This is a genomic window from Chryseobacterium sp. PvR013, assembly GCF_017833095.1.
In the GTDB taxonomy this organism is placed as follows: Bacteria; Bacteroidota; Bacteroidia; order Flavobacteriales; family Weeksellaceae; genus Chryseobacterium; species Chryseobacterium culicis_A.
The window spans coordinates 3,920,142-3,944,449 of record NZ_JAFIBT010000001.1; the positions used below are offsets into that span (position 1 = coordinate 3,920,142).

Genomic DNA, 24,308 nt, shown 5'->3' on the forward strand with positions numbered 1-24,308 from the left:
CAAAAATACTTATTGATGTTTACTTTTGCATAAATTTTTTTATGATGCAGAACAAATATCCTCAGAAACCGGGACTAGATTTTATATTGAAGCAGGCATTTTTTTATTGGAATAAAACACTCGTTTTTCAGTTGATGTTTTCCATTTTTTATTTTGGAATTTTCCTGACGGTGTTTTTCGCTGCAGATCTGAAATATAATATTTTGAGCCAGTATATGGAAACCAGCAAGTATCTTAAAGATGGGATGCAGGCTTATGCCACACAATATAGTAAAATGGTTTCTACTCCGGAATTTCAGAATTTTTCTCTGATGATTGTGGGAACTATGATTTTTCTTTATCCTCTCAATATCGGGTTTTATCAGATTTACAGAAAAATTGATCTTAAGGAAAAGCTGGAACTGAGAGATTTACTGGTAGGATACAATGGACTTAACTTTTTTAAGTACATAGGATATTATATTTTCTGGTTTTTCATTTATATCAATGCTGCCCAGACTATTATTCTTGGAATCGTTTGGGTGATGGTAACTGTGTTTGTTGCTCCATTGATGTTTTTTACCAATAAAAGAATCTTTGAATCGATTTCTCTTAATTTTAAAGCACTCAGAATGTATTTTCTGGAAATAACGGTATGTGTAATCGTTGCTTTTATATTTAAGTATTTAGGCTTTGCCCTGTTTTTTGTTGGAGGATTATTTACTTTTCCTTTTTGGAATGCCATGATTTATTCATTGTATAAAACTGTCTTTTCTGAGAAAAGTTAAAATTCATTCGTGTTTAATATGATTTTTTACTAAAAAAAAGTAAATTTGGTAAAATCATTAAATATTTAAACTATGTCTGAATTTAACGAATTTGATCAGCAAGGCTCTGTACCTAACAGAGATACGGGATCAATTATTTCTCATGCCTTTGAAATGTATAAAGGTGTTTTCGGTTACGGAATCGTAGCAATGATCATTTACCTGATTGGAGGATCTCTTATTCAAATGCTTACCGGATTTGATTCTGCTTCAATGGTTGAAGAAATGAAATCCTCAGATGGCGATTTTAATTATTGGAGTGCTCCGGGACTTCCTTTGTATATGGGAGCTTCCAGCCTTTTCGGACTTTTGTTATCTCCTTTATATGTAGGACTGATCTACATGGTGAATAAATACAATACCAAAAATCCAATTGAGTTTTCCGACCTTTTCATCGGATACCGTCAGAATTTTGTAAATATACTGATCTACAGTCTTCTTTCCGGTATTATTTCCTCAATTGCACTGGCATTGTGTGTTTTACCTATCATTTTTGTGTATCCTTTCCTTTTGATAGGATATCCGATTCTGTTATTCGAGAATGCTTCAGCTACAGACGCTTTATCGAAGTCTTTCAATATTGCTAAAGAAAACTATGGAATTTTCTTATTAACAGGATTTTTAGGATTTCTGATTTCTATCGCCGGAGTGATCCTTTGTGGAATAGGAGTGATTCTGACGGCTCCGTTTATTATGATTGTAATGTACTCCACCTATTGTGCTTTCTTAGGAAAACCAAGACAAATTATGTTCAGCAAATAAAAATATAAAAATACATGATGAATAAGGACAAACAAATAAGCAGTGTTGCAATAAAGCAGATGTCATTGCTGGCCATTATTCTGGTATTGGCAGGGTTGATCTGTTTCAATCTGGCATTGTTTATTCCCTCAGTTCTGGGAGCAATTACCATTTATGTAGTCTGCAGAAAGTATAATTTTTATCTGCAGGAAGAAAAAAAATGGAAACCGTCACTGGCCGCTTTTGTGCTTATGTTGGCGAGTCTTATTGTTCTTATTCTTCCTATCTATTTTATTGCTGATCTGATTATTGATAAACTGGGAAATGCTCAGGCTTATATGGCCAAGTTCAATATTTTCCTGGATAAAATCCATTCTTATATTTTCTCTAAAACAGGATTTGATATTCTGAGTAAGGAGAATATGGCAAAGCTTAAAGATAATGTAGGAAAATTTTCTACATCAGCAGTCAGTGGTACATTTAATACCCTTACCGTAGTGATGTCCATGTATTTCATTCTTTATTTTATGCTGGAAAGGCCGAGACTCTTTGAAAAGATCCTGACTTCTTCCGCACCGTTGAAGAGATCCAACATTTCTTTAATTGGCGATAAAATGAGAAAGTTGATCATGGCAAATGCTATCGGAATTCCGGTAGTGGCAGTAGGCCAGGGAATAGTTGCCCTTATAGGATATCTTATTTTTGGAGCACCGGGAGCAATATTGCTTTTTGCATTAACTGCTGCTGCTTCTGTGATTCCTGTAGTAGGAACGGCTATTATCTATGTTCCGGTGTGTATCTTTATGATTGCAGAAGGCAATACCGGGCAAGGAATTGGTTTGGCAATCTATTGTCTTGTGGTGGTAGGGCTTACTGATAATCTGCTTCGTTTTACCCTTTTAAAGAAACTTGAGAATATTCACCCACTGAATACCGTATTCGGAATCATCATGGGAATGAATCTGTTTGGCTTCATGGGGCTTATTTTCGGACCTATTCTGATCTCATTGACACTTCTCCTGGTTCAGGTATACAGAAATGAATTTTCGGATGAAGAAACCCCTCCGGATCTTGAATTACCCGGTGAGGATGATATTAAAGAAAAATTAATTTAATTATATAAAAGTGGAAGGACTGAATCCCGAAATATTAAAAGAAATCTGTGTAATGAAAATGCCTTTTGGTAAGTATGAAGGAACGGTTCTTATTGATCTTCCGATCAGCTACCTGGAATGGTTCCATAAAAACGGAATGCCAAAGGGAAAACTGGGAATGCAGCTTTCAACGGTTTATGAGATCAAACTAAATGGACTTATGGATTTGTTGGTTCCTATCAGAGCAGCAGTAAGGAATGGATTGTAAAAATTAAAATATATCAATCTTAGTTTTTGGCGTATTGAAGATGAAACGGCATATATTTAATTGAATTAGACATAACTTATCGGAATTAGCTCGCATAGCAAACTGTTGAATTAGCTATAAAATGTAAATGATTGGCTTTACCTATCTGCGGTAAAGCCAATCATTTTTTATTTAAAGGTATTAGCGTGATTACTGTTTCGTAAAAATTAAACCTTTTGTTTCAGGAAGATAAATATTAATATCTGTTCCAGGAGGACACTTACTATCATCAAGGATAATATCATTAGGTCGATATTCCCATGAAAGCTGTGTAGAATTTATCTTTTTTAGAATTATTTTCCCCCATCCGACACCACAATTAGTACCGCTATAGCTCATTATAACGGAATTTTGATAGGATTTTGTGCCAATACTATACAATTCGATATTGGGAATATTATTATTTTTTGTATCCTGTAAAATTGTACCTGTTGAGTTTTTAACAATATATTTTATTACTAAAGCATCTCTATAAAATTTTTGGTTACCGTAATCCATCAACTTGCTTTCTTCCTTTGTTATATAAAGAGTAATTTCATTTCCCTGAAAATTAGTTCTATAAATTCCTATATATGGAGTAAGTTCATTATTAGTATCTTTTACATGGGAATTGAGAGGGATATCTGTAATACTTGTATTCAACGGTAGTATTTGTGCTTTACAAGATAAAAGGCTTATAAAAAAACTAAAAAGTATTGTGGCTTTGATATTTGTTTTCATATTCTATATTTGATTTACTATTAGCAAGTACTTGAGATTGGCTGATTATTGGCATTCAGATTAATATTTTTTACAGTACCATCATTTTCTATTCTTTGTAAATTAACTTTTCCTTCCAATCCCATATCCTTTAATGTTTCAAAAAAAAGTTTTTCTACTCCTAAATTATTAATTGTCCCATCACCATTCATATAAGTCATTCCATTTTTTGCTTCATCTGTTAAATTAGACTCCAATTCTATATATTTTTTTTTATATTTATTCAAATCTTCCTGGGAAAAATTTGTTACAGCATTCTCATAAGTTCCATTAAACCAAATAACATAATGCATACCATTTGGAGCAACCATTCCAACATATGCATTATTTACATTTGCAGGATTGGAAGTTGGTTGTGCTCTTGCAAAGCCTAAAAGCTGGTCAATATCATTTGGCGATAACATAGGTATTCCTGTTGGAGTATGATTATGATAACCTCCTGCATAACCTGTTTTATCCTTGAAATTTACACTGTGTGCCAGGCCAGGTATTATCTCAGAAGGTGTTCCGTCTACTTTAAATTTTACTCCTTTTTCACCACCTAAAGTAGATTGTGCTTTAAGTTCATCAATTTTTGCTTTGACAGTAGTATTGGTTATTATACCAGTAGTCTTTTCACAAGGATTCTTAGGGTCCTGAGGGTTTTGTGTTTGGCTTCCACCACCTGAACCTCCATAGGTCTCAGATCCGCCGCTCATTCCGCCACCATTGCTTCCGTAATCTACATAAGGCTGGTAATAATGATTAACAGGTCCAGTAATGTCTCCATAAACAGTAATTATGACGGGTAGTATATCTTCTGTTTGCTCAGGCTGTCCACCTCTTGATACTATTGAAGGTGAATGATAAACCTTTTGAAAATTTGAAATCATACTCTGTACTTCGGGTGAATTATTTTTCAATACTATAAAATTAACCCAATCTCTTTTGGGAGTCACCAATCCTACCAATACTGCATTAACTGAGCCGTCTTTTATGATTGGGTAGGCAATTCCTTTTGTTGTTTCTCCGTAAGTAATACTTCTAAGATCAAAATAGATTTCTCCTACTTCATTCTGGAATTTCTGTGTAAAAACAGGATTATTATTCATGAATGTCTGAATAATTTCCTTAAAAGGTTCGTGATAACTAATGTATTCAGAGTTCTTTTGTGTGTGTTTTTGAGAGTTCAGATTGCTCTCAAACCTACTAAATGCTTCGATTTTTTCTCTTTCAGTTCTTTTTTCTTCCTGTATAGCTTCATCGGTTCTACAAGAATTGAAAAAAAACAGAGACACTGTTACTAGTAACAGTAACCGCAAAATAAATTTTTTGTTCATCGATTTGTTATAATTTTTAAGTCGGCAAATATATAATATTTTTCATTTGGTAACATATGGTTTTCCCCATGTTTTGAAATATTTTCCCCCAAATTTATATATGTGGAGCGACAAAATGTGCTATATTATTTTAGTTGTCAATCTCGTATTAAATAAAATTAAACGACTGATGGATCTTTTGACTCCTATCAGAGCAGCTGTAAGAAATGGGTTGTAAAAATTAAATAGACCCTTATAAAATAGTTTCGGCGGCATCGAAGATGCCGCCGAAAATTTTTTATTATCAGTTGTTTAAGCTTTTAAAGCTGCAATTTCATCTCTCAGTTTGGCTGCTTTTATAAAATCAAGATTTTTTGCGGCAGCTTCCATTTCTTTCTGTTTCTGGGCAATCATTTTCTCAATATCTTCACTTGCGTAACTGGCTTTTGTTTCAGCAACTTTCTGAAGAATTTCTTTTTGGGTATATTTTTCATCGGGGAAATCTTTGCTTCTCCCTACCAGGTTCTCAGAAATCTTTTTATTTAAAGCTTTTGGTTTAAGGCCGTGATCGTCATTATACTTCATTTGTTTGGCACGACGGTATTCGGTTTCATCCAATGTAGCCTGCATTGATTTGGTGATTTTGTCTGCATACATGATCGCTTTTCCGTTTACATTCCTTGCGGCACGCCCTACGGTTTGTATCATTGATCTTCTGCTTCTGAGCATTCCCTCTTTATCCGCGTCAAGAATGGCTACTAATGAAACTTCTGGTAGATCCAGTCCTTCTCTTAATAGATTGACTCCAATTAATACATCAAAAAGCCCTAAACGAAGATCCTGCATGATCTGAATACGTTCCAGTGTTTCAACATCAGAGTGAATATATCGTGTTCTGATCCCGAATTTGGTAAAATATTTCGTAAGTTCTTCAGCCATTTTCTTCGTTAAAGTGGTTACCAGTACTCTTTCATCAGCATCAGATCTTTTATGGATTTCCTCCATCAGATCATCAATCTGGTTGATGGTAGGTCTTACTTCAATAATAGGGTCAAGAAGTCCTGTTGGACGGATAATCTGCTCTATATAAGCGCCTCCGGTTCTCTCAAGCTCATAATCTGCAGGAGTTGCAGATACATATATTACCTGATTCTGAATGGCCTCAAATTCTTCAAATTTTAAAGGTCTGTTGTCCATAGCAGCCGGAAGTCTGAAACCATATTCCACTAATGCTTCTTTTCTGCTTCGGTCACCACCATACATGGCATGAACCTGTGGAACTGTGACGTGGCTCTCATCAATAACCATCAAAAAGTCTTTAGGAAAATAGTCAATCAGGCAGAAAGGTCTTGTTCCCGGAAGACGGCCATCCAGGTATCTCGAATAGTTCTCAATTCCTGAACAATAGCCCAGCTCCTTAATCATTTCAAGATCCAATTCGGTTCTTTCCTGAAGTCGCTTGGCTTCTAATGGTTTTCCAACAGAGCTAAAGAAATCAACCTGTTTTACCATATCATCCTGAATGTCTTTAATGGCGCCGTTTAAGGTCTCCTTTGAGGTTACAAAAAGATTGGCAGGGTAAATTTGTATCTGATCAAAATTGTCTTCTACATTCCCCGTTACAGGATCAAAGCTTTGGATTTTTTCAATTTCATCTCCAAAAAACTGAATTCTGATGGCATTATCAGTATAGGCAGGAAAAACATCAATTACATCTCCCTTCACTCGGAATGTCCCTCTTTGGAACTCGTTTAATGTTCTGGCATAGAGTGCGTTTACTAATGAGTGAAGAAGTGCGGTTCTTGTGACCTTCTCACCAATCGCTATGGAAATTAAAGATTTATGAAATTCTGTGGGGTTTCCGATACCATAAATACATGAAACGGAGGCTACAATCAAAACGTCTCTTCTCCCTGAAAGAAGACTGGCCGTAGCGGAAAGACGTAATTTTTCTACCTCTTCATTGATACTCAAATCTTTTTCAATGTAAGTTCCTGTTGTGGCAATATAGGCCTCTGGCTGGTAGTAATCATAGTAACTGACAAAGTATTCCACCGCATTTTCCGGGAAGAATTCTTTAAATTCCATAAAAAGCTGTGCTGCCAGTGTTTTATTGTGTGCCAGGACTAATGTCGGACGCTGAACATTTTGTACAACATTTGCAACCGTAAAGGTTTTTCCGGAACCTGTTACCCCAAGAAGCGTCTGATATTTTTCACCGATCTCTATTCCTTCGGTAAGTTTTTCAATAGCTTGAGGCTGATCTCCTGTAGGTTTATATTCTGATTGAAGCTTAAAATCCATAGAAAAGAATGTATACAACAAAAATACAAAAGAAATTATTAGGCAGGATAATGTTTTATGGCATTATTTTTCCATTCATAGCCTACAATCACCTAATCGTAATGCTATGAAAATCAATCAATTTTACATCCCTGTAGTAAGCCTTTTTCTTTTTTTATCTTCATGTAAAGAGAATCATGCCAATGCTCAGAAGACAGGAAATGACGGAAGTGTGGAAACGGAAAATCCTAATTCTGATTATAAGCCGGCATTTAAAGGACAGACAAGAATCAAGGCTGTGAAGACAACAACCGCCTATAATGTAGAAATATTGAATAAAGATTTGGGAAGGCCCTGGGGAATTATCAATTTGCCTGACGGGAGGTTTCTCATTACGGATAAAAAAGGTCATATGAATGTTGTTTCAACAGATGGAAAACAGGTGTCAAAAATTGAAGGCTTTCCAAAAGTGGATTCTAAAGGGCAGGGAGGAATGCTTGATGTAGCCCTTGATCCTGATTTTAAAACCAATGGTATTATTTACTTCAGTTTTTCTGAACCATTTGGAAAAGGAAACTTAACGTCTGTTGCGAAAGGGAAGTTGTCTGCAGATCTCAAAAATATTTCAGAGGTGAAAGTTATTTTCCGTGCCGAACCTTCTTATGACGGAGATAAGCATTATGGAAGCCGTCTGGCTTTTGATAAAGATGGAAACTTATTTGTCAGTACCGGAGAAAGATCAGATAAAGTAACCCGCGTATACGCTCAGAAAACAGATAATTATCTTGGAAAAATTCTAAAGATTACAAAAGAAGGTAAGCCTGCTCCGGGAAATCCTTTTATTGGGAAGCAAGGCTTTAAGCCTGAGATCTATGCCTATGGTATCCGTAATCCTCAAGGTATGGCAATCGATTCCAATGGAAATTTATGGGATGTGGAAATGGGGCCGAGAGGAGGAGATGAGATTAATCTGATTCAACCGGGAAAAAATTATGGATGGGGAGACGTAACGTATGGGATTGAATATTCCGGAGACAAGGTAGGAAAGGGAATAACCCAAAGAGAAGGAACAGAACAACCGGTTTATTATTGGGATCCTGTGATTTCACCCAGTGGAATTACCTTTTACACAGGGAATATTGATGAATGGAAAGGAAACCTCATTATCGGATGTCTGAGTGGCGAGCATATCAACAGAATCGTAATGAAAGATAATAAAGTAGTGGGAGAAGAACGCCTTCTTGCAGATCAGAAAGAACGTTTCCGTGATGTATTGAATGGGATGGACGGAAATCTCTATGCTGTAACAGACAGTGGTAAGCTTTATAAAATTTCAAAAAAATAACATAAAAAACTCCTGAAGATTCTCAGGAGTTTTTATTTTCAGTTAAAACTTAAAGTTGAGTCTGGCAAAAACCTGTCTTCCGGCAAATCCCATCTGTACAGGATCAAAGATACCTCCGGCTTCTGTATTTCCGCTGGATACATGAGAGGTCTGTAAAGTAGGATATCTGTTGAACAGATTTTTACTTCCTAAAGTCAGATTCAGATTCTTGCAGAATTCATATCCGAAAGAAAGATCGGTGGTAACTTTTGGGTTATAGACCTGTTCTGAGTCGTCATAGCCAATCAGGGTTACTTTATCGAACCTTACCATCTGTAAGTTTACATTAAATTTGTTGAGTCTATAATTAAGATTTAAATTAACCTTGGTCTTCGGAGCTGAAGCAAGGATAAAAGCCTTTTCTCTTGCACTCAGGTAAATGTCTTCTTTTCCCGCCAGCTGTTCTGAAGTATTTACTTTGGTGATTTCCATATCATTATAGTTTCCGGCTAAAGTAGCAGTCAGTTTTCCGGAACCAATGTTTTCAGTATAACTTAAGATAAGGTCAACCCCTTTTGTTTTGGTATCAATAGCATTGGAAAAGAATTGTACCTGATCGATGAATGGATTCTCTGCCTGAACATCTGCCGGCAAGTCTGCTTGTGCAAAATATCCCGTCAAAACGATTCTGTCCTTTACACGAATATAGTAGCCATCTATTGTTGCCGTGAATTTTCCTGTATTGAAAGTAAATCCGGCACTTCCGTTCACAGAGGTTTCCTGTTTCAGTTGAGGGATTCCAAGGCTGCTTGCCAGCTTGCTGTCGTTAGATGCCAGCTGAATTGTAACCAACTGCCCTCCCTGGAAGTTGGTAAACTGTTGGCTGTAGTATTTCTGAGCCAGAGAAGGCGCTCTGAATCCTGTAGAAACAGACCCACGGAATGCAAACTGTGGAGTGATAGCGTATCTTGTAGCAAACTTACCATTCAGGGTACTTCCGAAATCATTATAATTTTCAAACCTTCCGGCAATACTTATCATCCAGTTTTTGGTTACATCCAGTTCAGTGTCTACATACGCCGCAAAGTTATTTCTGCTTTTACCGGTATCAGTAGAATATCCCGGGAATCCCTGAGAGCCGCCAGGCCTTACATTGCCACTCGAAGGATTGGTGACCAATAAATTTTGAGGAGTATCTTTTGTAACTACATTTCCATTAATATCATACATGGCATATGAGGCTTCTTCTCCTTTGATGATGTCAAATTTTTCATATCTGAATTCTGATCCGAAAGCGATATTAAGCCCTTCCAGTACTTTAAATTGTTTCACAGCATTAAACCCAGTGGTATTCTGCAGCAGTGAGTGTCCTCCTGCATTAAAGCTTGTAGGAGATTTAACTCCTAAAGTAGCATTGATCGTATTATCAATCTGGTAAGTAAATCTGTTGTTACCAAAAGCATTATAGAAATCTACATCCCAGTTTGCAACTTTGAATTTTAAACCATTATCAAAAGTAAAATCTGTAATGCTGGTGTTTTCAATCGGGTTGAATCCGTTAGGATAAACTTCAGGAATATTTCCGTCTGCATCAGGTGTTCTGGTCCAGGCATAAGCCTTAGTGTTTCTATGTGAAAAGCCCTGACGGGAATAGAATTTCAGACCATCAGTTAAGGGTACCTCAATATTTCCAAAAAAGTAAATGTTTTGCGCTTTTGCATCCCCGAAACGCTGTCTTGGCGATGTGTACACATCCGGATTCGCATTTCGTATCGCATAATCTTTATTGATAAACTCTACGGTAAAGTTTCCAAAACCTCCTTTTGAACCTATTTTAGTTCCTAAATTTCCGCTGAAATCAAAAGTAGTTCCGTCTATTTTATGATCAGAGACCACATCATTGTTTCCGGGGCTTTTAAAAAGATTCATTCCTGTGAATAGATTTCCTTCAAAACCTTTGTCTCTGTCATTCAGAATAACATTAATTACTCCTGCAATAGCATCCGAACCGTACTGAGCTGATGCTCCGTCACGAAGAACTTCCACTCTTTTTATAGCGCCAATCGGAATGGTATTCATATCATATCCGGTATTTCCTCTTCCTTTGGTTCCGAAAAGATTAATCAGTGAAGACTGATGGTATCGTTTTCCATTTAAAAGAAGTAAAGTCTGATCAGGGCCAAGACCTCTTAAAGTAGCCGGATCTACAGCATCAGCACCGTCAGATCCTGATTGTTTATTGGAGTTGAAAGATGGAGCAGAAAATTGCAAAAGCTGGTTAATTTCTACCTGTCCTGTGGACTGGCTTACCTGTTTAATGTCTATAATATCGATGGGTACAGGTGTATTGACTACCGTTCTTTTTTTGTTTCGGCTTCCGGTAATGGCTACTTCGTCAATCTTTGATTCTTTCAGTGTATCTTTTATTTGCTGGGCATAGGAGAGAGTAGAAACTCCAAGGAAAATAATGCTGATGTATTTTATTTTCATATTAATAATTTTAAGTGGTGATTCAATCAAAATTATCAATATTTATTTTTAAATCAACATTAAAATAAAATATTTAGTATGAATATCTTAATTTAATGTGGATTTGGGTTAAATTCGGAAAAATAATAATGTATTATCCGAATTTAATTAAAAATTTTAATGTTAAAAGCTGGTAATGATTCTGTTAATTCCTTCTTCTAAAATTTCCTGTGAGGTAGAAAAGCAAATTCTGATATGTCCTTCTGCGCCTTTTCCGAACCATCTTTCTGATCCGGGAACAATCGCTACTTTTCCGTGCTTTAAAACGTGCTGGGCAAATTCATCACTGGACATTCCGTTTTCTATCTTTGGAAACAGTACAAAAGTTGCCTCAGGCAGATTAGGAGTTAGAATTTCTGAACGGCTTAATAATGTAAACGCAAGATTCCTGTTACTCTGTAAATGCGCTAAAAATTCCTTATACCATGGTTTTGCTTTTTCCAAAGCTACACTTCCGGCGATCTGTGACAAAGTAGAAACGCCTTCTATCGTTGAATTGAAATTGGATTTCTCTGTGAAATCTTCAAGGATCTCCTGATCATTGCACAGTACAGCTCCGATTCTCAATCCTGCTATTCCGAATGATTTTGAAAATCCATATACTGTAAAGCTCTTTTTCTTGGCCTTCTCAGATACTGAAGAATAGGTATGAAAGTTTTTATTGTCATAAATAATATCACTCCAGATTTCATCACTCATGACCCAAAGATCATGGGCTGAAGCAATCTCTGCTACTTTAATCAATATTTCTTTAGAATAAACCTTTCCAAGTGGATTATGAGGATTGCATATGCTGATAAGCTTGGTTTTAGGACTGATTAAAGAAACCAGCCTTTCAAAATCAATTTCTCCCGTCACTGTATCCACGGGACATAATATTACTTTTCCTCCTGCCGTTTCTACCGATTTTTTGAAAAGAAAATCTACCGGATCCAGAATTATGGCTTCATCTCCGGGGGTAAGAACATAGGACGCGACCAGAAACATTCCCTGTGCAGCACTATTGACTGCCAGTACATTTTCAGGAGATAAATTTCCGTGTTTTTCAGCGTTAAAATGATCTGCAATACTTTTTTTGAATTCCGGAAGTCCTGAAAACGGGCCGTAACTTAAGTAGCCATCTTTCAGGTATTCAATAATTCCCTGTTCTATTTCGGGAGCTGTTCTGAAGTCGGGATCTGCAGCTGTAAGAGGGATAATTCCGTCTTCCAGGGTTGCCCATCTTCCGTTGTAGGCCTTTCTTTTTAGCGCTTCAAAGTTGATATCGTTATTGGTGAACATATTTATTTATAAGATATGGGTAAAATATTTTCTGTTTGTTGGTTGAGAGGGAGTAAAAACTGATTGAGTAATATCCTCCCATTGCTGATGTGAAACTCGATTTCAGGTTTTCTCTCAGACTCATATTTACTGAAAGCATACTCTACGGAATTTTCTTCAACTAAATATTTCGTTAGTAAAAAAGAATCTTTCAAAGCAGAAGTAACTCCCTGGCTTGTAAATGGAATCAGTGGATGTGCTGCGTCACCGATAAATACGGTGTTTTGTTTATAAAATGGATTGAGTTCTTCCAGCTCATAAACATTCCATAAATGTACATTTTTATAGTCTGATTTTCGTATGATTTCCGGAACTATAGGATGCCAGTTTTCAAAAACTTCAAGCATATATTTTCTTAGGTTCTCTGCAGAACACTCATTGATTGTGTATTTTTGGTTATCAAACTGTGAATACCAAAGAATCGTATCATCAGACAGCTTAAGAATCCCGAATGTCAGACCGCCTTCTTCATGATGAAATTTCATAAAGTCATTTTCAATAGAATCTGCAATTTCTTTATTCTGAATGATATTAACGACCTCACTTTCTCTTACCATTCTCATTATTTCATCTTTAAAAAGATTCTTCCTGATGCGGCTTCTGGATCCGTCAGAAATAACAATAATATCTGCACCAACATTGGTTCCGTCAGAAAACTTAAGGTTGTCACTTTGCTGATCATCGTAGAATATGGTTTCTTCGTATGATATCTTTTCAGCAGAAATGTTTTGGGCTAACAGATTAATCAATGCGTGTCTCGAAATTGCAAAAACATTATCCAGATCTTTTTCTGCCAGAAATTTTCCGGTGTGAGAATACTGTACATATTTTTTCAGGAAATTTCCATTTTTGAGAAGAAGATCAGGGGTAATGATTTGATAAAGATAGTCCATCCCTTCCTTCGGAATGAGAAAGCCGTGACCTGCCAGATCTTTCCTTTTTCTTCTTTCATAAATGTGATAATCAATCTTGTATTTTTCTAAGTAATTCGCCATGCTTAAGCCGGAAATACCGGCGCCCACGACAGCAATTTTCTTCATTTGCGGAATAATGTATTTTTCAGGTTGGTTTTTTAAGTATTTTTTTTATCTCCTTTAGATAAATACAAAATTAAAATTAAAAACCTTCACTATCTCAAAAAATGGTCAATTTGATTTTTGTTTTATAAAAAATAAAATGAAAAGCATGACATATTATTAGCAATAAAAAAATATGATTGATTTTATTTATAATATCTAAGTGATTATAAGGTTGTTGGGTTAGTGATGACAGCGAAAACAAAAACAGGTAAACTTCTTCCTGTTTGATGAATTCTCAAATATGAATGCATAAAAAAACCGGAAAAAATTTCCGGTTCTATCATTACGCTTTTTCAAGCTGAACAGTAAAGTGTCTTAAGATTTCCGGTTCCCAGGTGATCTTGTATCCTTTTGCTATTTCTTCACGTCTTTCATATACGTTTTTGATAGCAGCAGCAATATAATCCATATGGTTGTTGGTATAAGTTCTTCTAGGAATTGCCAGACGTACCAATTCTAACTTCGGATAGCGGTTTTCTCTTGTTGCAGGATCTCTGTCGGCTAACAAAGTTCCGATTTCTACAGTTCTTATCCCTGCTTCCTTATAAATTTCAAGTCCTAAGGTCTGTGCCGGATATTCTTCACGGGAAACATTCGGAAGGAAATTTAAAGAATCAATGAATACAGCATGTCCTCCAATAGGTTTCTGAACAGGGATTCCATATTCTATTAATTTATTCCCCAGATATTCAACCTGAGAAATTCTGCTTTCAAGGTAAGCAAATTCAGTAGCTTCATCAAGACCAACTGCCAATGCTGCCATATCTCTTCCGGCCATTCCTCCATAGGTAATAAACCCTTCGTAGATGATGGTAAAATTGGAAGCTTTTCTGAAAACTTCTTCATTATTCAATGCAATGAAACCTCCTATATTTACTAAACCGTCTTTTTTGGAACTCATTGTCATCCCGTCTCCATAAGAGAAAATCTCTTTACAGATATCCTTAATGCTTCTGTTTTCCTGTCCTGCTTCTCTCTTTTTGATGAAATAAGCATTCTCTGCAAATCTTGCTGAATCAAAGAATACAGGGATTCCATATTGGTCAGAAAGAGCTTTTACCGCCTTCATGTTCTCCAAAGAAACAGGCTGTCCTCCGGAAGAGTTACAGGTAATGGTAATTAAACAGAAAGGAATGTTTTCTTTAGGATGGCTTTTATAAACTTCTTCCAGTTTTTCAAGGTTGATGTTTCCTTTGAAAGGGTGAAGATCATTAATATCAAAAGCTTCATCAATTGTACAGTCGATGGCATGAGCTTTTCTGATTTCGATATGTCCTTTTGTGGTATCAAAATGAGAGTTTCCGGGAACTACATCACCTTCTTTTACCAATACTGAAAAAAGAACGTTTTCTGCTGCTCTTCCCTGGTGCGTTGGTAATAAATATTTGAATCCTGTAATTTTTTCGACAGTTTTCTGTAATTGTTCGAAAGAACGGGATCCTGCATAGCTTTCATCTCCTGTCATCAAAGCTGACCATTGTCTGTCAGACATTGCTCCGGTTCCGGAATCCGTAAGCAGGTCAATGTAAACATGTGAAGATCTTAAATTGAAAAGATTGTAATTAGCTTCTTTAAGCCATTGCTCTCTTTCTTCTCTTGTAGATTGGTAGATTTCCTCCACCATTTTAATGCGGAAAGGTTCCGCGTACGGTAAATTCATGAGTTAAATATGTTTTAAATTGTTTGTAAAGAAAATGTGCTTGAAAATAATTTTTCAAATTTCATCAATGTATAAATAAGGCGGAAAAAGAAATTATTCCGGAGCCTTAAATATATTTTCATCAGAATGGAATCCGGCTACACCGCCACTCACTGCAAACTTCATGGCAGAAGCTGCTGTCATTCCCACTACAGGTTTGATGTTTTTTTCTTCAGTAACAATTACCCAGCCCGAGATGGCGTACGAGTGGGGAAGATATACCGCAACGTAATTATGCTTGTCAACGTCCGACATTTCTTTTTGAGTTAAAAAGCCGATTCTCCAGATTTCCGGATTCTCATTGGTTTTTACCCATACAGGATCGTTGAATTTTTTCTTGTCGCCCACGAATGAAGACATCACGTCTTTCGTGGGAGTATAGATATGTTTTACTCCCGGAGTTTTCTCCAGTAAGCTGTCCATCGTATCGAAAAAGAATCTTCCGACAACGAATTTATTTCCTAAATATCCTAAAATAGCCGTAAACAGAATGATGGATACAAATACGAGCCCCGGAATCTGCTTGGCAAGAGAAGGAACAAGATTGTCAATCGCACTTACGATATACCAGATGACAAAAATGGTAAGCCCGATAGGACCAATGATCACGAGCCCCTGGAAAAAATTTTTCAGGAATAGATTGGCGATATTTTCAAAGCTTGGCTTCTTCAATGGATACTCTTTACTATTTTTATTTTAACCGTGGATGGTTTCTTTGTTTCCGTAGGATTTAATGATATTGGCTTCATATTCCAGCCATTCTTCCCAACGTTTGTTTACTTTTTCAGGATCTCCAAGCTGTCTTGCAAATCCTATGAAAGTTGTGTAATGATTGGCTTCAGAAATCATCAGTTCTTTGTAGAAAACCTTAAGCTCTTCGTCTTTGATGTTTTCGGTAAGAACCTTAAATCTTTCGCAGCTTCTGGCTTCAATCATAGCCGCAAAAAGCATTTTGTCCACGATGAGGTCTTCTCTGCTTCCCTGCACAATAAATTTTGCCAGTTCATTGACATAATCATCTTTTCTGGCTCTTCCAAAAGTAAAACCTCTTTTCTTAATGATTTCATGCACCTGATTAAAATGATCCAATTCTTCCTGTGCAATGGCAAGAAGTTCGGTCACAATCTCAGGATATTCCGGAAGCATTGTAATCAGGCCTATGGCATTGGTAGCTGCTTTTTGCTCACACCAGGCATGATCCGTTAAAATTTCTCCAATGTTTCCTTCTGCAATATTTGCCCACCTTGGATCGGTAGGTAGTTTCAACTTAAACATGTTGTAAAATTTTTGTAAATTTAAACAAATTGAGGTAAGGAATGTGACTTTATTTCAATTTGATCATTAAAGTCTTAAGATGCGGTCTTTCTTCTTAAGAATTCCAGAATATTCCAACCTGATGTATCTACTTTTTTCAATCCTGCCGAAATAATGAAGGCCAAAACGATATTAATACCATAAATAATGATCATCAAAAGCCACCACGGCATGTTTTCTTTTAATGGAACTACAAGGAAATAAACCAGTGAAGAACTGATTCCCTGTGCAAAATAGAAGAAAATGGCATTCTTCCCGATATAGGTGATGAAGTTTTCTTTTGTAATCTTCAGTCGGTTATAAAGGACAAATAAAGTTACCAGAGAGAATAATGCCCAGATGATATAAGGGATTTTTGGAGGAAACTTATTCTTATTGATTTTATAGAAGATATCACCTCCATAGTACCAGAACATCCCTATAAGTGCTGCGGTCACAAGTGCATATAATACAGGAATTGCTTTGGAAGGAATCTTTTTTCCACGCATGGTGTGGCCAATTAAAAAGACAGCAAGGTAGAAAGCGACATATCCCACCTGTCCCGTTGGATAATATTCCGGAAAGATGTTGAATAGCAGTGTTAAACCTATACAAAGCCCGATGAACCAATGGATATGTTTTGGGAAAAACCTTAAAATTAATACCCCGAAAACGGTGAGTATATAATATACTTTTAGATACCAGAAGCTTCCCATTACCACAGGAAAGGTATCGGCGTTGGTGTACTGATGAAGATACCAGTTTCCAAGATTTTCCCATTGGGGATAGACTGAAATACTGGTTGTTGAATATTTGGAGCCAAAGGTGGAGTAAAAACTCTGGAGCCATTCCATAGAAAAGAAACTCAATCCAAATACTTTAAAGAAGTAATCTAAAAAGAACAGGAAGGTTACAAAAATCATATAAGTGATCTGCAGTTTCAGAAGACGGTATAATGTTTTTTCAATATTTGCTCCCGAAGTAATACCACTCAACGCATAAAAAAGTGCGACATCAAAGACCAGAGAGAACACCCTTACTTCTGTGGGAATATAAAACTGCCCAGACCAGAAAGCGGTATGGATAAATATGATGGAAAGTGTGGCCAGTCCTTTGGCGAAATCAATGTAGAGATCTCTGTTCATTGTAGTTGCTTGGATATTCTTTTTTATTTTTCAAAAATACAAACAAATTGATTTTATAAAAGAGAAAAAAAATGTTAAAATAAAAAGGGGCGGAACATACTGTCCGCCTCCTTTCTTAAATATGCTAAAAATGAATGTTCTCGTTTATTGAAGATGTTTAAATTCTTCCGCAGAAATTTCTCCTGACTGAATTTTTCTAAGTTCATCAATATATTGACTCATATACGCGTCAATTTCAGGATTTACAGTGTTCTTAGCCATCTTATAAGTTCCGTTTAATACTCCCTGATAATAATAGAAGAAGTTATAATCGAAATTGGAAGCATTAAGATCATACTGTCCTAAAAGGAATCCTAAACGAACTGCTGATCTTCTTTGTGCAGGTGTTCCGTGATGGTTAACACTCGTTGTCTGATAGTCCCCAATACTTTGAGCAAATTCATAGGCTGCTGCAATTTCCGGGAAACTGGTTTTATTGTACCCGTTAGGTCTTCTCAGATAATATCCTGCAAAGCCATCCGCTTCAAGTTCGTTCGGTCTGTATGTTGACTCTGATACAGAAGGAAGATTGAAGATGTACTGCAGCTGATGTCCATATTCATGAGCAAGAATCATTGCGTTTACAATATCACCCCCTTTTGATTTTGCATCATAATAGATTGCATATCCATAATAGATCTTTCCTGTAGAGTAGGAAATCGCATTATAGGTTGAATTGAAATTGGATGGATCGTTTACAAAACGCAGCGTAGGATTGCTTCTTCCCCACATGCTTGCAATTTTAGTCATCTGACCGTTCATAAAATTGGTGTCTGTGGTGTTTTGAAGCCCGGTCAGTAAAACTGAATTGGAACTCCAGTTGTTGTCAACATAAGAACACCCTTTTTCGGTAGTTCCTGGCTGATCAATTTTTGCACTCTGTGCTTCTTGTTGAGGTTGAACATTGTTGTCCATTTGGTCATCACTACATGCTGTTAATGAAGTAACAGCAATGGCGCCTGCTAGTAAGCAGAGATTAAAGTTTCTTTTCATATATAAATTCAATTTGGTAAAACGAAGGTATGAAATTATCTCTTAAGTGTGAGTACATTATTTAAAAAAATTATTCAAAACATAGTGAATAGGATTTTAATTAAAAAAACATTGCTTTGATTGTAAGCTAATTAGAAAATTATATGTATATTTGCACCTCGAAATAACTAAAAATTTATAAACAATGTTTGCAATTGTAGAAATAGCAGGGCTTCAATACAAAGTTGAGCAAGACCAGAAGTTGTTTGTAAACCGTTTAAAAGGAGATAAAGGAGGAAAAGTTTCTTTCGATAAAGTTCTTCTTACTGTAAACGGTGCAATCACTGTAGGCGCCCCAGCTGTAAACGGAATCACTGTAGAAGCAGAGATCCTTGACCACGTAAAAGCTGATAAAGTAATCGTTTTCAAAAAGAAAAGAAGAAAAGGTTACAAAGTGAAAAACGGTCACAGACAATCTTTAACTCAAATCGTAATCACTGGTATTACAGGATTTGAAGGTGGAGCTAAAAAAGCTGCTGCTAAAAAAGAAACTGTGAAAGGTGAAGTTCTTTCTGACAACGCAACTGTTAACTTTGGTGAAGATCACGAGTTGAACTATCACTTAAAGAAAAACAACTTGTCTCAGTCTAAAGAGAACAGAGAAACTTTAATTACTTTAGGTAAAGCAGTTAAAGTTGAATTAGAAAAGAATATTCTTACTCATGAAGAAGTAGATGCTGCTATCATTAAGAATATCGATCAATTTAAAGCACTTAATAAATAATCCAGTAATAAAATGGCACACAAGAAAGGAGTCGGTAGTTCCAAGAACGGTAGAGAGTCTCACTCTAAAAGATTAGGTGTGAAGATTTTCGGAGGACAAGAAGCTATTGCCGGAAATATTATTGTTAGACAAAGAGGTACTCAACACCACCCAGGTGATAACGTGGGAATCGGTAAAGATCACACTTTGTTTGCATTAGTAGATGGTAAAGTAGTTTTCAGAAAGAAAGCAAACAACAGATCTTTCGTATCTGTAGAACCAAACGCATAATTTTTAAGCGTTTTATAAAAATTAAAACCTCAGTTTTTACTGAGGTTTTTTATTTACTGGTTTTCAAAGCATTCATTTATTCGTGAAATATTTTATATTTGTTAACTGCCCAGTTTTGAGTCAGTTGCGAAAGCCGAAAAGCATAAAGAGTAGGCAATATTAAAAACAAAATATCTATGAAAAATGTAAGAAAATTAACCAGAACGAATTTAAAAGGAGTAACCGGAGGTGTGGCAGCAGTATGTCCTTCCATGTTTCAGTCCTGTGACGAATGGTGCAGATGGTCTCCGTGGCAGAAATCACACTGCATGCTTTCTCAGCCATGTACAGAATGTTTTGAATAAGACATATAAGCACAGATTGTATTATTCTTGAAAATAACAAGAGAGCTGAACCTTTAATGTGTTCGGCTTTTTTTAAATATTAAAAAAAGTTAAATAATATCTCATGGTTGTGAAATATTGATATATTTGTCCGAAATCAAATAAAAAAATCATTGCGGAAGCCGAAAAGCAGAGAGAGTAGGCAACAAATAAAACTAATTATAATCATGAAAAATTTAAAGAAATTAACGAAGAAGAACCTTAAAGAAATCAACGGAGGAGCGGGTACAGTATGGTGTCCACCAAAACCAATTACTTCATGTAGTACGTGGTGCGGACTGACAAAGGAGCAGAAAATGCGTTGTCTGCTTGACGTGGAAGAACCTTGTGAGTGCTTTTAAGCATCACTGACTTTATATAAAGTTTAAAAAATAAACTCCGGCGGCTTCAAAGAAGCCGCTGGAGTTGTTTTATCTTATTTTCAATTTAGAATCCTACCTGGAAACCAGCTTTAACGCCGAATTTTGAGATATCTGGTCTGTCAAGGTAATTGCCTCTCCAGTTGAAATCAACTCTGAAGATTCTAAGGTTTCCGATTCCTATATTTTCAATCCCGAATCCGTATTCATAATAAATATGTTCGCTGGGCGCTGAATATCTGAAGCCTTCCACATTGATTGCCTTGGCTGCATCACTTAATGTTCCATACGCTCCTCTGATGAAGGCAACCTCTCTAAGTTTCAGTTTTTTAATCAACGGAATATAAGAAAGTATCTTACCGTTAAAATGGTGCTCCAGCTGAAGGGTGGTATAGGCATCAGCTACAAATTCATAATAGTTAAGCTGAGAGAATGTATTGGGTACCAAACCATAGGAAAGGTTGGCAGGAATGATATTCTGTAGTGCCAAAGGAACTGTATTAAAGTTCTTTCCGGCCTCAAAATTAACCACTAGTTTTCCCACACTTCCAATCAGGAAAGGTTTATAAAGCATAAACTGCAATTTGTCATAGTTGAAATCTGCATTAAATAGCCCTTCAATACCTCTTGTATATCTTAAAACAATAGTTGGAGCTAAGTTTCTGGCCTGGTAACGGTCAATTCCGGTTTGTGAGAATTTTGCACCGGGTTTTGCAATTAAACTGATGGTAACATGTGAGTCATTCACTGTTTGTCTTAGGCGACCGTCTTTATAATACATCAGGTTGAATTTCTCCGGAATAGCAGACTTAATACTCTGCATTACTCCGTCTATTCGGATCTGGAAGTTTTTCCAGGGTTCAATAGCAGCAAAGACACTTGTTTTGTTTACAGAACTTAAAGAAATGTTTTCTCCTCTTGCAAAAAATGTACTGGAAGATGAAGATTGTGGGGTAACCCCATCACCGGAAGTAAGCTGTCCTCCAAGCTGAACAATATCTCTGCTGGTTCCTGCCCCAATCATAAAGCGGTTAAGCTTATTGAACATATATCTTGCCTCAACTCCATATTTGAACTGTTGATCTTTGAATCCGTAGGCGGTATAAAACTGAGCTCTCCAGGTATCGTTCAATCCAAAATAGGTTCTTGCTCCTAATCTTATTCTGTCTCCTTCTACCTCATTTCTTCCGTAAATTGAAAAGATAGGACCAATATCTATTCCTTTAAATGCATTATAATATCTTGAACCAAGCGTTTCAAACAGTTTTACCATTCGGTTGAATTTAGGAGTCTGCTGAAGCTGATCAAGCATATTATAAACACCCTGCTCAGCTTTAGATAAAGTATCAGGTCTGGCTTTAGTCCAGTAGGCTTCATCTTTATTGGTAAACTTGTCTTCGTATTCTTCTTCGGTGCGTTTGAATACTTTAGGATCAAGAGGTTTGTTGAATTGATAATCGGAATAATCTACTGACCTTTTGGCTATGATACTCTTGGCGCCTTTCTTTTTTGAAAAAGGGCTCATTTCAAATTCCGTGATCAGTTTTTTAGGAAGAAATGTAGCGTCATCAGGGTTGTCATATTCCACCTGAGTATACACACTGTTGACAAAGTTGACATTGATTTTCTGTGTTGACTTCAATGTTGCTCCTAAAACAGCATAGGTATCTGTATCAATATAAAGATTTCCCTGGAATGCAAGGATGTCTTTTCTCTTAGGCTGATACCTTATCTGGAAGGCTTTTTCCCCACGAATAGTAATGGTGTCCATAAGACTATAATCATAGGTGCTGAAGCCATCTGTTCCCACGGGACTTTGGAAGCCAATATCAAAATAATTTAAAGTATTGTCGTAGATATTAATATCACGATATAAGTTTTTAGCAGAAACCGTAATCACCTGATTGTCCTGAAAACCTGAAGTCTTTTGGGCAACTAATGTTCTTTTGCTGTCCTTATCAGGTCTGTTTTTACCAAAGTTCTCATAAACGGCTTCATTGATGAAAATAGGGAGGCCTAATCTTCCGCTTGCTGTGGAATCTGCATAGTCAAAAATAAAATCCAGTTTGTTGAAAATCTTTTTCTTCATGAACGCACTGTCTAGATTGTTCAGATCAAACTGTGTTTTTTCGTACTCCTTATACGAATAGGTATCGAACTTCTCCAGTCCGTTATTTCTTTTTTGAGCCCAGACTTTCTGCATAATCGCATAAGCCGGGTTTTCTTTCTTGTTCTTGTATTTTGTTTTACCACTTTGAAGAACAATCTCCTGAATATCACTTACTTTAGCCTGTGAAAGCTGTACGAAAATATTTTCAGCATTTTCGGGAGTAATATCAAGGGTTTCTGTAGTATAATTTTTTCTGGAAAATCTTAACTGATGAATGATGCTGTCTGACTGAACGATGAAACTACCTGAAGTTGTCGTCAGGGAAGGATTCTTATCATTGTTGATAAAAATATCAACTTTATTCAGTTCTTTATTGTTCTTTTCGTCAACCACCTTACCGCTGGCCCTGTTTTGAGCGCATACGGAACTGGAGAGAATCAGAAAAAAAAATAAAAGATAGTGTTTTTGGGAGTTATTGTTTAACATCATTCGTTTCTTCAGGCAATTATCATAAACAAAAAGCATGCAGTTTATTAAAAAAATAGGTGAAAAAGTAAAATATTTTTATTCTATAATATAAAACGACAAATGTAGCGAAAATTATATATGCGTTTGTGAAAATTAAAAAGGAAATTTTGATGCTTAAAGGATAAGAATCAGAGGATTAATAGTCGGTAAAAAGTCTTTCCCTTTTGGAGTGATTCTCATTCTTTTTCATTATGATTATAAATGAAAAAAGACCTACATTTCTGTAAGTCTTTTTGCTCCTCCTGCTGGGCTCGAACCAGCGACCCTCTGATTAACAGTCAGATGCTCTAACCAACTGAGCTAAGGAGGAATTTCCCTTGTTTTAGGTGCTGCAAATATAATATGAATATCCGTACCAAGCAAGTTTTATCCTTTATTCTTAATAGTTTTTAACTAAATGTATTGAAATTCAATAAGAAATATTTTCAGAAAATTTCAGGTAAAGTTAGATGTCTTCAAATAAATGTTGAAAATAGCGTTCTGGTGATTCCAAAAAATTCTTTGTGAGCTGATAATGCTCTGTTTCTTTATAGTGTATTTTTTGAATTTTATCATCAAGCAGATAAATTTCTGCAGTCGGATAACTCATTAAGATCGGAGAATGGCTTGAAATTATAAACTGAGCCTTCCCTGTTTTTTCTAATTTGTGAATAATAGAGAGTAAGGAAAGTTGCCTTTGTGGTGATAAAGCAGCTTCCGGTTCATCAAGAAGATAAATTCCGTGTTGAAAATGGTTATGGAATAATGATAAAAATGCTTCACCATGGGACTGCTGGTGTAAAGATTTCCCTCCATAGGCTTCCAGAACTCTTTGATCCTCTTCAGCAACTTCGTCAATATAGGTCGCAAAGTTGAAAAAGCTTTCAGCCCTCATGAAAAAACCTTGAGAAGTTTTATGATGCCAGGAAAGAGTAAGATATTCCGACAGCGTCGATTCTGTTTTATGAAAGTTGTAATTATGATTGCGATTTCCTCCGGCAACATTGAAATTACACTTGTCTGCAATAGCTTCAAGCAGAGTGGATTTTCCAATTCCATTTTCGCCAACAAAAAAGGTAACATTGCTTTTTAGTCTTATATCTAGACCCTTGCGCAAAAAAGGCAGGGTGAAGGGGAAGTCTTGTGGACAATTATCTTTTAAATAAATCCTGGATAAATAAGGCATTTTGCTTGATAAAAATGATTA

The 24,308-nt window shown here is 36.2% G+C and carries 22 protein-coding genes and 1 tRNA gene; 9 read left to right on the forward strand and 14 right to left on the reverse strand.

The window, feature by feature from the left end:
* The first annotated feature begins 41 nt into the window (after window positions 1-41).
* The 4 genes from JOE44_RS17915 (at window position 42) to JOE44_RS17930 (ending at window position 2,909) form a co-directional block, all read left to right on the forward strand.
* On the forward strand, window positions 42-767 hold the full coding sequence (locus JOE44_RS17915) for a hypothetical protein (RefSeq protein WP_245169805.1): 726 nt from the start codon (window positions 42-44) through the stop codon (window positions 765-767).
* A gap of 72 nt (window positions 768-839) precedes the next feature.
* The gene (locus tag JOE44_RS17920) at window positions 840-1,568 is read left to right on the forward strand and encodes a beta-carotene 15,15'-monooxygenase (protein WP_209786628.1); all 729 of its coding nucleotides are present in this window, start codon (window positions 840-842) and stop codon (window positions 1,566-1,568) included.
* Between the two features lie 14 nt (window positions 1,569-1,582).
* The gene (locus tag JOE44_RS17925) at window positions 1,583-2,662 is read left to right on the forward strand and encodes an AI-2E family transporter (RefSeq protein WP_209786629.1); all 1,080 of its coding nucleotides are present in this window, start codon (window positions 1,583-1,585) and stop codon (window positions 2,660-2,662) included.
* A 19-nt stretch (window positions 2,663-2,681) separates the two neighbouring features.
* Window positions 2,682-2,909, forward strand: coding sequence for a DUF3820 family protein (locus JOE44_RS17930; protein ID WP_209789248.1), 228 nt, complete (start codon window positions 2,682-2,684; stop codon window positions 2,907-2,909).
* Window positions 2,910-3,098: 189 nt separating this feature from the next.
* Here JOE44_RS17930 and JOE44_RS17935 read toward each other — a convergent pair whose 3' ends face one another.
* The 3 genes from JOE44_RS17935 to uvrB form a co-directional block, all read right to left on the reverse strand.
* Window positions 3,099-3,668 carry a hypothetical protein gene (locus JOE44_RS17935; protein ID WP_209786630.1) on the reverse strand — a complete coding sequence of 190 codons (570 nt, stop codon included), beginning with the start codon at window positions 3,666-3,668 and terminating at the stop codon, window positions 3,099-3,101.
* A 20-nt stretch (window positions 3,669-3,688) separates the two neighbouring features.
* Window positions 3,689-4,984, reverse strand: a complete 1,296-nt coding sequence (locus JOE44_RS17940) for a hypothetical protein (RefSeq protein ID WP_209786631.1) — start codon at window positions 4,982-4,984, stop codon at window positions 3,689-3,691.
* 333 nt (window positions 4,985-5,317) lie between these two features.
* The gene (uvrB, locus tag JOE44_RS17945; protein ID WP_209786632.1) at window positions 5,318-7,309 is read right to left on the reverse strand and encodes an excinuclease ABC subunit UvrB; all 1,992 of its coding nucleotides are present in this window, start codon (window positions 7,307-7,309) and stop codon (window positions 5,318-5,320) included.
* A 106-nt stretch (window positions 7,310-7,415) separates the two neighbouring features.
* On the opposite strand from uvrB, the gene JOE44_RS17950 reads away from it, so the two are divergent.
* Window positions 7,416-8,633 (forward strand): PQQ-dependent sugar dehydrogenase, encoded by a 1,218-nt coding sequence (locus JOE44_RS17950; protein ID WP_209786633.1) that lies wholly within the window; start codon window positions 7,416-7,418, stop codon window positions 8,631-8,633.
* A 42-nt stretch (window positions 8,634-8,675) separates the two neighbouring features.
* On the opposite strand, the gene JOE44_RS17955 is transcribed toward JOE44_RS17950, so the two are convergent.
* The 8 genes from JOE44_RS17955 to JOE44_RS17990 form a co-directional block, all read right to left on the reverse strand.
* Complete coding sequence (locus JOE44_RS17955) at window positions 8,676-11,102, reverse strand: TonB-dependent receptor (RefSeq protein ID WP_209786634.1); 2,427 nt, start codon at window positions 11,100-11,102, stop codon at window positions 8,676-8,678.
* 162 nt (window positions 11,103-11,264) lie between these two features.
* On the reverse strand, window positions 11,265-12,422 hold the full coding sequence (locus JOE44_RS17960; protein ID WP_209786635.1) for a pyridoxal phosphate-dependent aminotransferase: 1,158 nt from the start codon (window positions 12,420-12,422) through the stop codon (window positions 11,265-11,267).
* 2 nt (window positions 12,423-12,424) lie between these two features.
* Window positions 12,425-13,501: an FAD-dependent monooxygenase gene (locus JOE44_RS17965; protein WP_209786636.1), complete on the reverse strand. Its 1,077-nt coding sequence runs from the start codon at window positions 13,499-13,501 to the stop codon at window positions 12,425-12,427.
* Between the two features lie 322 nt (window positions 13,502-13,823).
* The gene (locus tag JOE44_RS17970) at window positions 13,824-15,200 is read right to left on the reverse strand and encodes a tryptophanase (protein ID WP_209786637.1); all 1,377 of its coding nucleotides are present in this window, start codon (window positions 15,198-15,200) and stop codon (window positions 13,824-13,826) included.
* Between the two features lie 93 nt (window positions 15,201-15,293).
* Window positions 15,294-15,911: a DUF502 domain-containing protein gene (locus JOE44_RS17975; protein WP_047377240.1), complete on the reverse strand. Its 618-nt coding sequence runs from the start codon at window positions 15,909-15,911 to the stop codon at window positions 15,294-15,296.
* 24 nt (window positions 15,912-15,935) lie between these two features.
* Complete coding sequence (locus tag JOE44_RS17980; RefSeq protein ID WP_062676098.1) at window positions 15,936-16,514, reverse strand: tRNA-(ms[2]io[6]A)-hydroxylase; 579 nt, start codon at window positions 16,512-16,514, stop codon at window positions 15,936-15,938.
* A gap of 74 nt (window positions 16,515-16,588) precedes the next feature.
* The gene (locus JOE44_RS17985) at window positions 16,589-17,677 is read right to left on the reverse strand and encodes an acyltransferase family protein (RefSeq protein WP_209786638.1); all 1,089 of its coding nucleotides are present in this window, start codon (window positions 17,675-17,677) and stop codon (window positions 16,589-16,591) included.
* Window positions 17,678-17,821: 144 nt separating this feature from the next.
* Window positions 17,822-18,709 carry a metalloprotease gene (locus tag JOE44_RS17990; RefSeq protein ID WP_105684033.1) on the reverse strand — a complete coding sequence of 296 codons (888 nt, stop codon included), beginning with the start codon at window positions 18,707-18,709 and terminating at the stop codon, window positions 17,822-17,824.
* Between the two features lie 184 nt (window positions 18,710-18,893).
* Here JOE44_RS17990 and rplU point away from each other — a divergent pair, with 184 nt between their 5' ends.
* The 4 genes from rplU to JOE44_RS18010 all read left to right on the forward strand — a co-directional run bounded on the left by rplU (window position 18,894) and on the right by JOE44_RS18010 (window position 20,466).
* Complete coding sequence (rplU, locus tag JOE44_RS17995; protein ID WP_076597840.1) at window positions 18,894-19,472, forward strand: 50S ribosomal protein L21; 579 nt, start codon at window positions 18,894-18,896, stop codon at window positions 19,470-19,472.
* A gap of 12 nt (window positions 19,473-19,484) precedes the next feature.
* Window positions 19,485-19,742 carry a 50S ribosomal protein L27 gene (rpmA, locus tag JOE44_RS18000; RefSeq protein WP_002984034.1) on the forward strand — a complete coding sequence of 86 codons (258 nt, stop codon included), beginning with the start codon at window positions 19,485-19,487 and terminating at the stop codon, window positions 19,740-19,742.
* Between the two features lie 176 nt (window positions 19,743-19,918).
* The gene (locus tag JOE44_RS18005) at window positions 19,919-20,086 is read left to right on the forward strand and encodes a hypothetical protein (RefSeq protein ID WP_165791699.1); all 168 of its coding nucleotides are present in this window, start codon (window positions 19,919-19,921) and stop codon (window positions 20,084-20,086) included.
* Window positions 20,087-20,292: 206 nt separating this feature from the next.
* Window positions 20,293-20,466: a hypothetical protein gene (locus tag JOE44_RS18010; protein WP_209786639.1), complete on the forward strand. Its 174-nt coding sequence runs from the start codon at window positions 20,293-20,295 to the stop codon at window positions 20,464-20,466.
* A gap of 85 nt (window positions 20,467-20,551) precedes the next feature.
* Here the strand turns inward: JOE44_RS18010 and JOE44_RS18015 are convergent, their stop codons facing one another.
* The 3 genes from JOE44_RS18015 to JOE44_RS18025 form a co-directional block, all read right to left on the reverse strand.
* Window positions 20,552-23,083 (reverse strand): DUF5686 family protein, encoded by a 2,532-nt coding sequence (locus JOE44_RS18015; protein ID WP_245169806.1) that lies wholly within the window; start codon window positions 23,081-23,083, stop codon window positions 20,552-20,554.
* A 275-nt stretch (window positions 23,084-23,358) separates the two neighbouring features.
* A tRNA-Asn gene (locus JOE44_RS18020) sits at window positions 23,359-23,432 on the reverse strand.
* A gap of 135 nt (window positions 23,433-23,567) precedes the next feature.
* Complete coding sequence (locus JOE44_RS18025; RefSeq protein ID WP_209786641.1) at window positions 23,568-24,287, reverse strand: AAA family ATPase; 720 nt, start codon at window positions 24,285-24,287, stop codon at window positions 23,568-23,570.
* Between the last annotated feature and the right edge of the window lie 21 nt (window positions 24,288-24,308).

Bases quoted from the DNA above. Each gene is read 5' to 3' on its own strand.
- JOE44_RS17915 (WP_245169805.1), top strand. From the start codon at position 42: ATGATGCAGAACAAATATCCTCAGAAACCGGGACTAGATTTTATATTG.
- JOE44_RS17920 (WP_209786628.1), top strand. From the start codon at position 840: ATGTCTGAATTTAACGAATTTGATCAGCAAGGCTCTGTACCTAACAGA.
- JOE44_RS17925 (WP_209786629.1), top strand. From the start codon at position 1,583: ATGATGAATAAGGACAAACAAATAAGCAGTGTTGCAATAAAGCAGATG.
- JOE44_RS17935 (WP_209786630.1), bottom strand. From the start codon at position 3,668: ATGAAAACAAATATCAAAGCCACAATACTTTTTAGTTTTTTTATAAGC.
- uvrB (WP_209786632.1), bottom strand. From the start codon at position 7,309: ATGGATTTTAAGCTTCAATCAGAATATAAACCTACAGGAGATCAGCCT.
- JOE44_RS17950 (WP_209786633.1), top strand. From the start codon at position 7,416: ATGAAAATCAATCAATTTTACATCCCTGTAGTAAGCCTTTTTCTTTTT.
- JOE44_RS17955 (WP_209786634.1), bottom strand. From the start codon at position 11,102: ATGAAAATAAAATACATCAGCATTATTTTCCTTGGAGTTTCTACTCTC.
- JOE44_RS17960 (WP_209786635.1), bottom strand. From the start codon at position 12,422: ATGTTCACCAATAACGATATCAACTTTGAAGCGCTAAAAAGAAAGGCC.
- JOE44_RS17965 (WP_209786636.1), bottom strand. From the start codon at position 13,501: ATGAAGAAAATTGCTGTCGTGGGCGCCGGTATTTCCGGCTTAAGCATG.
- JOE44_RS17970 (WP_209786637.1), bottom strand. From the start codon at position 15,200: ATGAATTTACCGTACGCGGAACCTTTCCGCATTAAAATGGTGGAGGAA.
- JOE44_RS17980 (WP_062676098.1), bottom strand. From the start codon at position 16,514: ATGTTTAAGTTGAAACTACCTACCGATCCAAGGTGGGCAAATATTGCA.
- JOE44_RS17985 (WP_209786638.1), bottom strand. From the start codon at position 17,677: ATGAACAGAGATCTCTACATTGATTTCGCCAAAGGACTGGCCACACTT.
- JOE44_RS17990 (WP_105684033.1), bottom strand. From the start codon at position 18,709: ATGAAAAGAAACTTTAATCTCTGCTTACTAGCAGGCGCCATTGCTGTT.
- rplU (WP_076597840.1), top strand. From the start codon at position 18,894: ATGTTTGCAATTGTAGAAATAGCAGGGCTTCAATACAAAGTTGAGCAA.
- rpmA (WP_002984034.1), top strand. From the start codon at position 19,485: ATGGCACACAAGAAAGGAGTCGGTAGTTCCAAGAACGGTAGAGAGTCT.
- JOE44_RS18005 (WP_165791699.1), top strand. From the start codon at position 19,919: ATGAAAAATGTAAGAAAATTAACCAGAACGAATTTAAAAGGAGTAACC.
- JOE44_RS18010 (WP_209786639.1), top strand. From the start codon at position 20,293: ATGAAAAATTTAAAGAAATTAACGAAGAAGAACCTTAAAGAAATCAAC.
- JOE44_RS18015 (WP_245169806.1), bottom strand. From the start codon at position 23,083: ATGATGTTAAACAATAACTCCCAAAAACACTATCTTTTATTTTTTTTT.
- JOE44_RS18025 (WP_209786641.1), bottom strand. From the start codon at position 24,287: ATGCCTTATTTATCCAGGATTTATTTAAAAGATAATTGTCCACAAGAC.